Source organism: Sphingobacterium lactis, from assembly GCF_051951495.1.
Classification (GTDB): Bacteria; Bacteroidota; Bacteroidia; order Sphingobacteriales; family Sphingobacteriaceae; genus Sphingobacterium; species Sphingobacterium lactis_A.
On the sequence record NZ_JBNHAS010000001.1, the window covers coordinates 592,282 to 605,611 of the forward strand.

The following is a 13,330-nucleotide window of genomic DNA, read 5'->3' on the forward strand; positions in this document are numbered from 1 at the left end:
AGTTAATCAACTACAATCTTTGGTTTCTTTGCTACTTTCTTTTTCGTCTCAACTCACGAAAGAAAGTAGTCTAATCCGAATGTAACCTATTTGAAAAATGCAGGTGTGAGGAATGATGAGGCGGAGGCATTTTACAAAGGGGTTGTTCCGCTTTCCGCAAAAAGACGGTCCCGACCACCGAAAGGATCTGTCTTTTTTCCTACCGGATTTAATAAAAATGGGAACGGCGCACCGTTCCCGAAAATTCAAGAATTATAAAATACATGACCGCTATCACTCCAATAGTCACCGCTAAACAGGTCACGGGCATAAGCCTCATAATCGAAGTACGTTTTTGCAAATTCGGGCAAGTCCATTTGCTCTACCTGTTCATAGGCAAAATCTTCCTCGTCCTTGTACTCGCCTATATAGTCATCGTCAAAGTCGCTTATTAGGTCGTCAATATCGCCCTCGGATAGCTTACGGTGTCCGTTTCCGCACCATATTAGGAATGCCTCTTTTCGGGTTTCGTCCATATCTTCCAAAGCCTCCAAAAACTCAAATATGCTATCGCTTATCCAACTTTCGCCGATTAATCCGTTTGGGATATTCTCGTAGTCTTGGAACATAAATTCGGGGTCTGTCTCGTCATTGTGTAACTCCTTGCAAGCCGTGTAAAACTCGTTTTTATCTGCATAGTCGGACAGCTTGAGCCATTCCCCGAAGATTGAACCGTCATTATATTTTCCGTATGTGCCTACATATACCCTTGCTTCCGATGTGTTTATTTGATGTGTCATTTCTTTACTGTTTTGAATTGATTTTTTTGATTTATTCGGCAATGAGAGTTGGTGCTGTTGTTTTGTTTCAATACCATTTCCACTGCTTATATTCCTCATGCCTGACATTTTTTTTATTCGTGTAAAGAGCCGGAGTATGCTGTGTTTCGTTTCGGGAGCAGTTTAGGTTAGTGTTTAGGATGCACAAGGTTTTGGAAAACAAATACTACCCAAAGGGTGGAGATTTTTTTTCAAATTTGCATGACCTTTTGCCTCCGTTAAGAACACGTCCAACCTTTGCTCCATGAAATGTGAACAACAGGCATGCTCGCTTTTTTGGTATGACAAAACGTGGAAGTAATGAGGATAGCATTTGGGAAATGGTTCAGAGAGAATTTAATATCTGTTAGTATGGCTACAGGTGATTGAAGTTTGGAGTGAAACAGCCCAATCTGTGGAACGACATCTTCAACCTTCTGTTCCAACTCATAGCCATAAGCTCTTTTGCGGTCAGTAGCGGAGTGAATGCCGTAAATGTGCTTAGGCTATCATAATGCTTTAAGCCAACCTAAGCCAAGTAATTCAGTAAAAGGACACATTATAATTATTTATCCATCAACTCGATAAGTTTGATTAAGCAGATTAATCTGCATGGTCAACAAGCAATATGAGTGAATATGGAGAAAGACAAAACGAACGATTTAACCCCCGAAAGAGTTAAGAAAATCTTGAAAAAGAAAGGAACAGAAGTCGATATAGAGGAAGCGCAAGCTATTTTGAAATTTGTCAAGATGATAGCTCACATTGCAGTTAACCAGTATTTAAGAGGAAAACTTTAACCAAATGAACAAGGAAAACTGTTGTGATGAGAAAGGCAGATTTATACATACGTGTATCGACAGACGAGCAAGCGGACAAGGGATATTCGCAACGTGACCAAGAAGACAGACTAAGAAGATATTGTGAGATAAAAGGCATTCCGGTAAGGGATGTTTACATAGAAGACCATTCGGCAAAATCGTTTAAACGTCCAGAGTGGCAGAAATATTTATCTAATCTACGCAAGATAAAGAATAACAAATCGGGGTCAATAATCCTATTCACTAAATGGGATAGGTTTAGTAGAAACGCAGGGGATGCCTATCAAATGATTAACCAGTTGCGGACACATAGCGTTGAGCCTGTTGCGATAGAACAGCCCTTAGACCTTACCATTCCCGAAAATAAAATCATGCTTGCGTTCTATCTTGCTTCACCGGAAGTTGAGAACGACAGGCGTGCATTAAATGTCTTTCACGGTATGCGCAGGGCGAAAAAAGAGGGGCGGTATATGGGTACTGCTCCATTGGGATATGCCAATAAGATAACAGAGGGCAAAAAGAAGTTCATTGCACCCCATGATTTTGAAGCACCACTTTTAAAATGGGCTTTTGAACAAATCGTTTCCAATAACTTCAATACGGAACAGATATGGAAAATGGTTCGGGAGAAAGCCGATGGAAAAGGTCGGTTCAGCAAAAATAACTTTTGGGTAGCCGTCCGAAACCCCTTGTACTGTGGCAAAATATTTATTCCTCCGTACAAAGAGGAAAAGGGATATTTTGTCAAAGGACAGCATGAGCCATTAATCAGCGAAAAGACATTTGCGGATGTACAGGATATACTCGATGGGAGAAAGAGGATTATAAAGCCTAAAATCGTGGCTATGGACAATCTACCGCTTAGAGGGTTTATTAAATGCCCTAATCCTAATTGTAATAGGATGCTCACAGGAAGTGCCTCAAAGGGCAAGATGGGCAATTACTATTACTATTATCATTGCACTTCCTCCTGCGGAGTACGTTTTAAAGCCGAAACCGCCAATGAGGCTTTCTTAAAACAGTTACGGCATCTATCACCAAAAGAGGGTATGGTCGATGTTTTTATCGAAGCCTTTATAAAAGACTTCAATAACAAGACCAAAGCCCAAAATACCGAACGGGCAAATATCATAGGTGAGATTGATGCGTTGAACAAACGCTATCAAAATGCTCTTTTAAAGAATGCCGATGGAGAAATGGCAGATGACGATTTCCAAGAAGTAAAGAAATTGACCAAAGGAAAGATTGAGGCTTTGGAACGGAGATTAAACGACTTGGCAGTAGTCGGAACGGAGATAAAAGACTTGGTAGCATCCACCTTAAAAAAGGTCGCAAACATTGATAGACGCTATGAAAACGGCGATATTGAGGAAAAAAGGCTTATAGTGAGTTCGATGTTCCCCGATTTTTTGGAATTTGACGGCACACAACATCGAACTCCGAGGCTAAATTCTGCGATTGCTCTTATCTATCAGAATAACAGCAAGTTACAAGGCAAAAAAAATGGGACAAGTCTATCATTTTTAGACTTGTCCCAAGAGGTGATCCCGCTGGGATTCGAACCCAGGACCCATACATTAAAAGTGTATTGCTCTACCAGCTGAGCTACGGAATCTGATTTCTTATGTTAAGAACCACTTCGTTGTTTGAAGTGATGCAAAGGTAGAAAAAAGGCTGATATGTGCCAAATGAATTGTATTTAAATTTTAAGATTAGTAAATAACTTACTGTTTCTCAGTTTGAAAAATTTGTGTTTGAATAAGCTTGAGGTGGTTTGTTTTTTCAAAATAATGCAACCAGTAAGGTTTTTTATTTAAAATTGGGCTTTAATCATTCTTGGAACTTGATTTAGATCTCTCAATACTTCAACTTTTGTAAACCCTTTTTTGATTAATAGATCTTTTGTCTCTATCGAAAGGTATTGATTAATCTCAAAGTACAATGTCCCGTCCTTTTTTAGGTGTTTTAAAGCGAATGAGGCAATATAATCGTAAAAGAGTAATGGAGCATCGTTTTCAACAAATAGTGCGGTGTGCGGCTCGAAACGCAGTACATTTTGGTGCATTGCACTTGCTTCATCTTGTGTGATGTAAGGTGGGTTGCTAACAATCACATCAAATTGTTCTTCATGAAAAACAAATTCCCATTCCAGTATGTCAATACAACGGAACTCGATTTTAGTCGAATTATTTACTGCATTTTGTTTGGCTACCGCTAATGCTTGTGCTGAAATATCTACTGCAGATACTAATGAGTTCGGTAAATTTTTCTTTAAACTAATAGCAATACATCCGCTACCTGTACCAATATCAATTATTTGAATTGTATGGCTTTGAGATTTTTGTTCTTTAATAATTAAATCGACAAGTTCTTCGGTTTCCGGTCTTGGAATAAGGGTGTCTTCTGTCACACTGAACATAAGCCCATAAAATGGGGTTTTACCTATGATTTGCTGAATTGGTTTTCCAGAAAGCAATAGCTTAAGTGTTTTAGATAAAATTTCCTCATGAGCTGAGGAAAGAGGCTCATTCAAGGCTAATAGAAAATTACTTTTGGGGATTTCGAGGTATTCCAAAGCGGCAATTTGAAAGATAGATTTAATTTCATCTTCCGAGTAGAGTTCTTTTAAATCTTGAATAAACTGTTTTCTAATATGACCAAGAGTTTGCATAAAGCAAACCTACAAAAAATGGGGCATTCTGCATTTTGTAGAAGATAATTAATAGTTTTGTTTCATGAGCAAAGATGAACTTTGGATGCAACGTTGTTTGGATTTGGCGGTCTTAGGTGCTGGGACAACAAGCCCAAATCCGATGGTAGGAGCAGTAATCGTAAATAAGGATAAGATAATCGGAGAAGGCTATACTTCGCCATATGGTGGCCCGCATGCTGAAGTAAATGCCATTCAATCTGTTATTGATCATTATGGAGAAATCTCGAAAGATCTTTTTAAAGAAAGTACCATCTATGTTTCATTAGAGCCCTGTGCTCATTTTGGAAAAACTCCTCCATGTGCGGATTTAATTGTTTCTAAAGGGTTTAAAAGAGCTGTCATTGCTTGTCAAGATCCTTATGCCAAAGTAAATGGCCTAGGTATTCAGAAATTGAAAGATGCTGGGATCGAAGTGGAATTAGGCATTTTAGAGGAAAAAGCAAAATGGGTAAATCGACGTTTTTTTACACGATTGAAAGAATTTAGACCCTATGTGATTCTTAAATGGGCGGAGACTGCTGATGGTTATTTTGCTCCTCTTGAAAATGTTCAGCGCTGGATTAGTAACAAGGCAAGTAAACAGCTAGTTCATAAATGGCGTAAGGAGGAAGATGCCGTTTTAGTAGGCAAGGGGACAGCTAAGGCTGATAACCCATCTTTAACAGTTCGTGAATGGGAAGGCAGAAATCCTAAACGGATCTTAATTGATAAAAACCTGGAGATCACAAGTGATTTTAATCTTTATAATTCAGAAGCTGAAACTTTAATTTTTAATGCAGAAGTTACGGATTGGAGGGAGAATATTAAGCTAATAGCTTTAGAGAATTTTGACTTATATCTACCTCAGCAAATTCTATATCAATTATATTTAATGGATGTACAATCCGTGATAATTGAAGGAGGGAAAAAGACATTGGATATGTTCATTGAAGCTGGGTTATGGGATGAAGCAAGAGTGTTTCAATCGAATGAAAAATGGGGAGAGGGGATGATATCTCCAAAGATTTCAGGTAAAATGATTGATAATATAAAAGTGGGTACGGATTCATTGTCAGTTTTTATAAAACCTTAATAATCAGTTTATAATTTATTGTTTTTTGATTGTTAGCTTTAGGAATGAGAATTCCAGAAGAGCTATTGCATTTCATTTGGCGGTTTCAGCTATTTAGACCTTTTCACCTACAAACAAGTTGCGGCAAATCAGTTGAGGTTATATCACCCGGAAGATATAATGTTGATGCTGGTCCTGATTTTCTATTTTCTGAATTGTTAATAGACAAACAACGCTGGTATGGGCATGTTGAATTACACGTGGAATCAAAGGAATGGATGTTACATCGGCATCATCAGGATCCTGCTTACAATACGGTAATCTTACATGTTGTATGGATGGGGGATTCTTCTTGTTATTTATCGGATGGTACCTGGATCCCTAATTTGGTTCTTAATAATCAAGTAGAAGAGGGGTTACTGGGTAAAGCAATGGGTCTTTTGCATAATGGCAATTGGTTGGCATGTGCTTATAGAATGAAACACATTCCAATGCATGTCAAGTTGCAAGCTATTCAACGTTCCGCAGTTGAACGTTTGGAATCTAAAACCAAACAAATCATGACTTTGCATGAACGTTATAATGGAGATTGGGAACGGGTTACTTTGAGTTTAATTGCAGGAGCTTTTGGCTTTAAGGTTAATAAGCAAGCCTTTTTAGATTGGAGTGAGCTTATTTCTTTGCGAATTTTAAGCAAGATAAGTGATAAACCAAGGCAAATACAGGCCATGTTTTTTGGTCAAGCCGGTTATTTGAATGCCTACAAAGGAAAAGATAGTTACGTGTTGAATTTGAAAAATGAATATCAGTTTTTAAAACATTCTCATGGGCTTTCTGAAATGACTTCCTTTCAATGGAAGTTCTTACGTATGCGTCCTTATAATTTTCCTACCTTAAAAATGGCACAATTAGCGGGCTTATATTCATTGCATATTAATTGGTTCTCCAGGATTTTAAATGTTTATGCAATCGAAGATTTGAAGGTAGAAATTAGAGATATTGTAATCCCTACATTTTGGCGAAGGCATTATCATTTTGAGAAGAGTACCGAAGATCATAGCACGGCATTGACCGAAGCATTTTTGGATATTTTAGCAATTAATTGTTTTGCACCATTGTTGTTCGCTTATGGAAAACATATTCGCCAAGCAAATTATATGGACAAGGCTATGGAATGGTTGGAAGGCATTGCCGCAGAAGACAATGTAATAAGTAGAAACTATAGAAAGGCAGGTTTGCCCAGTTACAGTGCAATGGAAAGTCAAGGTTTAATACATTTACAATCAAATTATTGTGATGTAAAACGTTGCTTGAACTGTCCTATCGGTGCTTACATATTACAACAGCCTTTAAGCCTTTAATATTGCGGCGATTTCATGGAACCCCTTTTCTTGTGCTAAATCTGAAGCAGTCAATCCCAAATCAGTTCGGATATTGATATCTGCACCGTTTTCTAATAAGATAATGATCATTTCGATATTACCTTGTTGAGCAGCCAAATGTAAGGGAGAAATTCTTGATTGTTGAAGTACATTGACTTCTGCTCCCGCTTCTACTAGCATTTTTGCAATCATATCATGTTGATTTGATAATGCTGCATGAATTGGATAGACCATATAACCATTTTGAGATGGAGAGTTTGGATTTGCACCATTTCTCAGTAAAATTCTTATGATGTCTTCTTTTCCAAAATGAGCAGCAATGCCTAATGGATAAAAACCATGTGAGGAGAGTTCGTTTATAACTTCTGGCTTTTGTTCCACCATAAATTGTACATGCTCAGTCAAACCAGCTGCACAAGCTTCATGTATAGAAATACTAGTTATGTACTTTAAAATGGTTTGTACTATCTGAGTCTTTTGGTAATAACAAGCAAGAAGTAAAGGTGAAATATCGTGACTTGTATCTTCTCTTACTAATGCAGGATTTCTGCTTAATAAAAGATCTAAATCTTGGTAGTTTCCAGTTTCAATATATTCTTCCAGTACCGATAAGCTCATAAAGTGACAATTTATTACGAAATAAATAAAAAAAAGTTAATTTCGTATTGTCAATTCAAGAAAATATGGAGTTTAGGTCCTTAGACTTTATGCAAAATTTACTGTATCTATATTAATATTTTTTAACGTTAACGAACATCATTTAATTTTTGTAGCTAATCGTCTACAAAAAGTGATTTAAGAATATAATTTCTATTAATTTTTTAGAGTTATAATTACTTTTGTAATGCCCTCCCCAAGGGCATGTTTTTCATAGGTAGATGTAGGGTCGAATTAGTCAAATTCGACCCTTTTTTATTTTTCGGTGCTTTCTCAACTTCATTCTTTCTAGAATATTTTATGCTTTGTTTTGAACAGAAATGGACTTTTCTAAAAATTTTAATTTATATCCTGCGTATGGGAGTTGTGGAAATCCATGTAAATATTCGTCTTTAGGCATTCAAAGGAATATTTTACAACTAGGTTATAAATTCAACTATAATGATGGGTTGTTTTAAACTTTACTTAACCATATTTATGGGCTAGTCAATCTAAAAGAATTGCTTATAGAATGGTCTCGGGATAGCTTTTATGTTTAACTTTACAGGTATGAATCCAAAGAAGAAAATCGTAGTTGCTATTACTGGAGCATCAGGATCAATTTATGCAAAAGTCTTATTAGATAAATTGCAATTATTAGAAGATCAGATTGAAGAGGTAGGGATTGTTATGTCAGATAATGCTAAAGATGTTTGGCAATTCGAATTAGGTAATCAAAGTTTTTCAGATTATAATTTTAAGTTTTATCAGAAGAATGATTTCATGGCGCCTTTTGCATCCGGATCTGCGAAATTTGACTCAATGATCGTAGTGCCTTGTTCTATGGGAACAATGGCTAGGATTGCTCAAGGTACTTCTTCAGATTTGACAACGCGAGCTGCCGATGTTATGCTGAAGGAACGACGAAAGTTAATTTTAATAACCCGGGAAACTCCACTGAATTTAATTCATATTCAGAATATGCAAGCAGTTACGCTTGCAGGAGGGGTGATATGTCCAGCATCTCCTTCGTTTTATAGTAGACCTTCCACTTTCGAGGAATTAGCAGCTACTGTGATTGATCGGGTATTGGATATGATCGGATTGGATTTAGCTACCTACCGTTGGGGTAAATAGTTTTTACGATAATTTTATCCGTTAAATAGAAACGTTTTTGTATTTTTGTTTTTTAATGAAACAAGGGTTTATTACTTCATTAAAGGCAAGTCGATTGCAAAGAAAGGTTTTTGAGAATGCTCATTTGAAAGAATCTTTTCTATCTGCCCTAAGTTTCATCAACTTAAGCAAAACAAGCATTACTAATTTTTTGATTTTTCAACAAAATTCATGGCAACAATATTAATCACTTCTGCAACATTGGTTTCAGCTGGGCATCCACTGCATATGACATCGGTAGATGTATTGGTAAAAAATGGCAAGATCGAACAGATCGGAAAGAAGATTAAAGCTGAGGGTAAATTCGAAGAGATAGACGGGAAAGGCAGTTATTTATCTATTGGTTTCTTTGACCTCAATGTTAATTTTGGTGAGCCTGGGTATGAAACTAAAGAAGATATTCAAACAGGTAGCGCAGCATCAGCAGCTGGTGGCTTCACGGGAGTTGCTGTGCATCCAAATACCAATCCACCAATTCATTCACGTTCAGAAGTTGCATTAATTGTAAATTCTGCAAAAGGAAATTTGGTTGATGTATTCCCAGTTGGGGCACTGAGTAAGAAGCGAGAAGGAAATGAGTTAGCTGAGTTATATGATATGAAGATTACTGGGGCTATTGCATTTACTGATGGAACCCGCAGTGTTCAACAGGCTGGTCTAATGGGGCGTGCTTTATTATATGCTAAGGGTTTTGATGGGCTAATTCTATCTTTTGCGCAAGACGAATCAATTGCCGGAGATAATAAAATGAATGAAGGAGAAGTTAGTACCTATTTGGGTATGAAAGGGATTCCTAATTTGGCCGAATCCATTATGATTTCAAGAGATTTATTTCTTGCCGAGTACAATGAATCTAGAATACATTTTAGTACCATTTCAACTGAAGAATCAGTTGATTTAATAAAAAAAGCAAAAGCAAAGGGTATCAAAGTTACTTGTGATGTAGCTGCTCATAATTTGTTGTTCACAGATGAAGATGTTAAATCCTTCGATAGCCATTATAAAGTTAGTCCTCCACTACGTACTAAAAAAGATGTAAAAGCCTTGTTGAAAGGGTTGAAGGATGGAGTAATTGATGCGATAGTTTCACAACATACACCTCAAGAAATTGAGTTTAAGGATGTAGAATTCCAAATTGCAAAAGATGGGATTATTGCTGCACAAACTGCCCTGCCTATGCTGTTAAAAGCAGGATTGAGTGTTGAGCAAATTGTTGAAAAATTAGCAGTAAACCCTAGAAGTATATTGAATTTGCCAATTCCAAAAATAGAAGTTGGAACTGAAGCAAATCTAGTATTGTTCAGTACAGATAAAAAATGGACTTTGGATGCTAAATCAAATAAATCCAAGTCTTCAAATTCACCATGGTTCGGACAGGAAGTGACTGGGAAAGTCCTTGCTGTTTTGAACAATAATCAGGTAATAAAAAATAATTAATATGGAAGCAAACGTATTGAAAGCATTTGATGCTAGTTTAAAAGCATATGCTAAGAATGAAAACATAGATGCAGCAGCGTTTCGTGCTGCTTTAGTGACAGTATTTGATGCTGACAAACCTTTCATGGATAAGGTAGCAGATTTAGATGCTGTATTTGATGATCATCAGCGCTTTGAAGAATTGCGTGAGTACTATTTCGACCTTTTAATGATTAATTTCTTCTCAGAAGATGTTCAGAAATTAGAAGAAGATTATTTGGAATCTGAAGAATGGGAAGCGATTGAAGATGAAACAATCGATAGAGGATCGGAATTGTTAAATATTCTTTTGTACCTTAAAGAGTGTGCTGACGATGAAATCGAACCATCTTTAGATGATTTCCTAAAAGAATTTCTATTGGTGGAAGAAGACGAGTTTCAAGATGAATATTCAATCTATGAGCCTGTAATAGCGAATCAAATATTAGTTGATAGTTCATACGCCGAAATTGCTAAAGTGGCAAATACTATTGATGAAGAGGAAGAGTTATCGGAATTGTTTTATCCATTGATTTCATTTTTCAATGAACAAAAACCGAATGACGCTCAAGTTGAAGATTTTAAAAAACATGCTGCAAATAAATCCCTATCTTTAGCATTATATGAACTAATGCAAAACTACAACCAATAATTATGGAATTAACAGCAGAAAACCCGATCCTTAAGAAAAAAGTAATTACCTATGGTATTATCCTAGGGGTGGTATCCTTTATTTTAGCTCTAGCATCTATGTATGTGACTAAGAATGGAACAAGTTTAATGACTTCTGCAATTTATGCAGGAGCGATTAATTATGTCCCATTTTTAATTTTAGTCGTAATTTTTTGTCGCTCTCTAAGAACTGCAAATGGCGGTTATTGGAGCTTTACTACAGCATTGAAAAATATTTTCATTATGCTTGCCATTACTGCAACAATTGGTACTATCGGTACGATGTTGTTGAATTGGCAAATGCCAGGTTTTCAAGATGCAGTTTTAGAAAATACTAAAAATATGACCTTAGAATTCTATGAGTCAGCAAATGCTACTGATGAGCAAATTGATGATATCATGGCTAAACTGGATCAACAACAAGAAGCTTTAGGTTCCTTGTCTATTGGTCAAAATATCTTTGGGTTATTTATTTATTTTTTAGTCTACTTTGTTTTTGCATTGATTTTAGCAGCTATTTTCAAGAAAGAAGCACCAATTTTCAAGCGTGTTGAAAATGATGATGCTGCTCATCCTTGGCAGAATGATTCAAATCAACAAGTATAATTTAAAAGAGAATCTTTTTGTGAAATAAAAGGTATCATCTAAAAATGATACCTTTGTTCATTATTTAATATGGATATATCAGTAGTAGTACCTTTATACAACGAAGAGGAGTCCCTTCCGGAATTATGTGCATGGATCAAACGTGTCATGGATGAGAATAATTTCACCTATGAGATTGTTTTGGTTGACGATGGAAGTAAGGATAAGTCTTGGCAAGTTGTTCAAGCTCTTAAGGCTAACAATGAACACATCACAGGAATTCGATTCCGTAGAAACTATGGTAAATCCGCTGCCTTAAATGTTGGTTTTGCAGCAGCGCAAGGAGATGTTGTGATTACCATGGACGCTGATTTACAGGATAGCCCAGATGAAATTCCAGAGCTCTATGATCGCATTAGGAACCAAGGCGCAGATTTAGTCTCCGGATGGAAAAAGAAACGTTATGATCCATTAACGAAAACCATACCTACCAAACTTTTTAATTCTGCCACTCGTAGCATGTCTGGTATTGACAACCTTCATGATTTCAATTGTGGATTAAAGGCTTATAAGAAGGATGTAGTAAAGAGTATCGAGGTTTATGGAGAGATGCACCGATATATTCCAGTATTAGCGAAATGGGCAGGGTTTAACAATATTCAAGAACAGGTAGTTCAACATTACCCTCGAAAATATGGAACTACTAAATTTGGTCCTGGACGTTTTGTAAAAGGATTTTTAGATTTAATGTCCATCTTTTTCGTTGGGAAGTTTGCTAAACGTCCTATGCACTTTTTTGGACCGTTAGGTGTAATAAGTTTTTTATTGGGGATTTTTATTACCATTTATTTGATCATCGAAAAATTGATGAGCATTGCCAATGGAACTGAATACCGTAATGTTACTGATCAACCTTTATTCTACCTTTCTTTGGTTGCTATTTTAATAGGATCTCAATTGTTTTTAACAGGTTTTGTTGCAGAATTAATTTCAAGAAACGGCAGCGATAGAAATAAGTACCATATTGACCAAGTCATCTAAGATGTTCTTTTCTATAATTATTCCTCTTTATAATAGACCCGTTGAAATAAAAGAACTATTGAATTCTCTTTTAGATCAAAGCTATAAGGATTTTGAAATAATTATTGTTGAGGACGGATCTATTAATAAGGCCGAACATATTGTTGAACAATTTAGTAATAAATTGAATGTTCGTTATTTTTTTAAAGATAACGAGGGTCAAGGTTTTGCTCGGAATTATGGCTTTGAGCAGGCTAAAGGTGATTATTTTATTGTGTTTGATTCAGATATCATTGTACCACCTGATTATTTATTAAGAGTTATTGAAGGAATTGAACGTGATCAACTAGATGCTTTTGGTGGACCTGATGCTGCACACGCATCATTTACCCCAATTCAGAAAGCAATTAGTTATTCCATGACTAGTCCTTTTACTACAGGCGGAATTCGAGGAAATAAAAAGCATGTAGGACAGTTTCATCCTCGTAGTTTTAATCTTGGGATTTCAAGAAAAGTTTGGGAAGAAACCGGAGGTTTTAAACTTTCTAGACGTTCTGAAGACATTGAGTTTAGTATTCGAATGATCAATTCAGGGTTTAAGGTAGGACTAATACCTGAAGCCTTTGTTTACCATAAAAGAAGAACAAGTTTCCAACAGTTCTATAAGCAGACCAATAGTTTTGGAAAGGGGAGAATCGATATTTTTAAAAGATATCCATCGGAATTAAAACCAGTTCATGCTTTACCTGCAGTTTTCGTTGTTGGTTTAGTCGTACTTTTTATGATCAATGCTATTAATTTATTGACAATGAATGGAATTTATATTTTAAGCTTACTAGGTACTTTAGGGAATTTACTTCTTGTATTATATACGTTTATGCTGTTTATTCATGCAATTATAACATGCAAGAGTTTAAAGGTAGCTTTCCTAGCAGTTATTGCGGCTTATACGCAACTAATTGCTTATGGTTCTGGTTTTCTTAGTGAATATACGATAAGTAAACTCTACCCTCGAAAGTAGG

General features: G+C 36.2%; 12 protein-coding genes, 1 tRNA gene and 1 pseudogene. 10 read left to right on the forward strand and 4 right to left on the reverse strand.

The genetic code is table 11. The annotated features are described in order from the left end of the window. Window positions 1-245: 245 nt before the first annotated feature. Window positions 246-878 carry an antirestriction protein ArdA gene (locus ACP6L2_RS02455; protein ID WP_090629217.1) on the reverse strand — a complete coding sequence of 211 codons (633 nt, stop codon included), beginning with the start codon at window positions 876-878 and terminating at the stop codon, window positions 246-248. Window positions 879-1,435: 557 nt separating this feature from the next. On the opposite strand from ACP6L2_RS02455, the gene ACP6L2_RS02460 reads away from it, so the two are divergent. Both ACP6L2_RS02460 and ACP6L2_RS02465 read left to right on the forward strand, forming a co-directional pair. Next, on the forward strand, window positions 1,436-1,597 hold the full coding sequence (locus ACP6L2_RS02460; protein ID WP_440507721.1) for a hypothetical protein: 162 nt from the start codon (window positions 1,436-1,438) through the stop codon (window positions 1,595-1,597). Between the two features lie 26 nt (window positions 1,598-1,623). Next, window positions 1,624-2,421, forward strand: a pseudogene (locus ACP6L2_RS02465) (recombinase family protein); the annotation flags it as partial. A gap of 739 nt (window positions 2,422-3,160) precedes the next feature. On the opposite strand, the gene ACP6L2_RS02470 reads toward ACP6L2_RS02465, so the two are convergent. Together ACP6L2_RS02470 and prmC are read right to left on the reverse strand one after the other, a co-directional pair. Further along, window positions 3,161-3,233: transfer RNA gene (locus ACP6L2_RS02470), tRNA-Lys, on the reverse strand. A gap of 198 nt (window positions 3,234-3,431) precedes the next feature. Beyond that, a complete protein-coding gene (prmC, locus tag ACP6L2_RS02475) occupies window positions 3,432-4,289 on the reverse strand; it encodes a peptide chain release factor N(5)-glutamine methyltransferase (protein ID WP_440507722.1) in 858 nt (285 codons plus the stop codon). 64 nt (window positions 4,290-4,353) lie between these two features. On the opposite strand from prmC, the gene ribD reads away from it, so the two are divergent. Together ribD and ACP6L2_RS02485 are read left to right on the forward strand one after the other, a co-directional pair. Then, window positions 4,354-5,403, forward strand: coding sequence for a bifunctional diaminohydroxyphosphoribosylaminopyrimidine deaminase/5-amino-6-(5-phosphoribosylamino)uracil reductase RibD (ribD, locus tag ACP6L2_RS02480; RefSeq protein ID WP_440507723.1), 1,050 nt, complete (start codon window positions 4,354-4,356; stop codon window positions 5,401-5,403). 44 nt (window positions 5,404-5,447) lie between these two features. Beyond that, window positions 5,448-6,743, forward strand: a complete 1,296-nt coding sequence (locus ACP6L2_RS02485; RefSeq protein WP_440507724.1) for a DUF2851 family protein — start codon at window positions 5,448-5,450, stop codon at window positions 6,741-6,743. Here the strand turns inward: ACP6L2_RS02485 and ACP6L2_RS02490 are convergent. Further along, a complete protein-coding gene (locus tag ACP6L2_RS02490; RefSeq protein ID WP_440507725.1) occupies window positions 6,732-7,382 on the reverse strand; it encodes an ankyrin repeat domain-containing protein in 651 nt (216 codons plus the stop codon). The two genes, ACP6L2_RS02485 and ACP6L2_RS02490, sit on opposite strands and share 12 nt — an antisense overlap. Window positions 7,383-7,970: 588 nt before the next feature. Here ACP6L2_RS02490 and ACP6L2_RS02495 point away from each other — a divergent pair. From ACP6L2_RS02495 to ACP6L2_RS02520, 6 genes are all read left to right on the forward strand, one after another. Continuing rightward, window positions 7,971-8,537, forward strand: a complete 567-nt coding sequence (locus ACP6L2_RS02495; protein ID WP_440507726.1) for a UbiX family flavin prenyltransferase — start codon at window positions 7,971-7,973, stop codon at window positions 8,535-8,537. A gap of 210 nt (window positions 8,538-8,747) precedes the next feature. After that, entirely contained in the window at window positions 8,748-10,013 is a 1,266-nt protein-coding gene (locus ACP6L2_RS02500; protein WP_440507727.1) for a dihydroorotase, read from the forward strand. Between the two features lies 1 nt (window position 10,014). After that, window positions 10,015-10,683, forward strand: coding sequence for a hypothetical protein (locus ACP6L2_RS02505; RefSeq protein WP_440507728.1), 669 nt, complete (start codon window positions 10,015-10,017; stop codon window positions 10,681-10,683). Window positions 10,684-10,685: 2 nt separating this feature from the next. After that, window positions 10,686-11,309: a DUF4199 domain-containing protein gene (locus ACP6L2_RS02510; protein ID WP_440507729.1), complete on the forward strand. Its 624-nt coding sequence runs from the start codon at window positions 10,686-10,688 to the stop codon at window positions 11,307-11,309. A gap of 69 nt (window positions 11,310-11,378) precedes the next feature. Continuing rightward, window positions 11,379-12,329 (forward strand): glycosyltransferase family 2 protein, encoded by a 951-nt coding sequence (locus tag ACP6L2_RS02515; protein ID WP_440507730.1) that lies wholly within the window; start codon window positions 11,379-11,381, stop codon window positions 12,327-12,329. A 1-nt stretch (window position 12,330) separates the two neighbouring features. Further along, window positions 12,331-13,329, forward strand: coding sequence for a glycosyltransferase (locus ACP6L2_RS02520; RefSeq protein WP_440507731.1), 999 nt, complete (start codon window positions 12,331-12,333; stop codon window positions 13,327-13,329). The last annotated feature ends 1 nt before the right edge of the window (window position 13,330 follow it).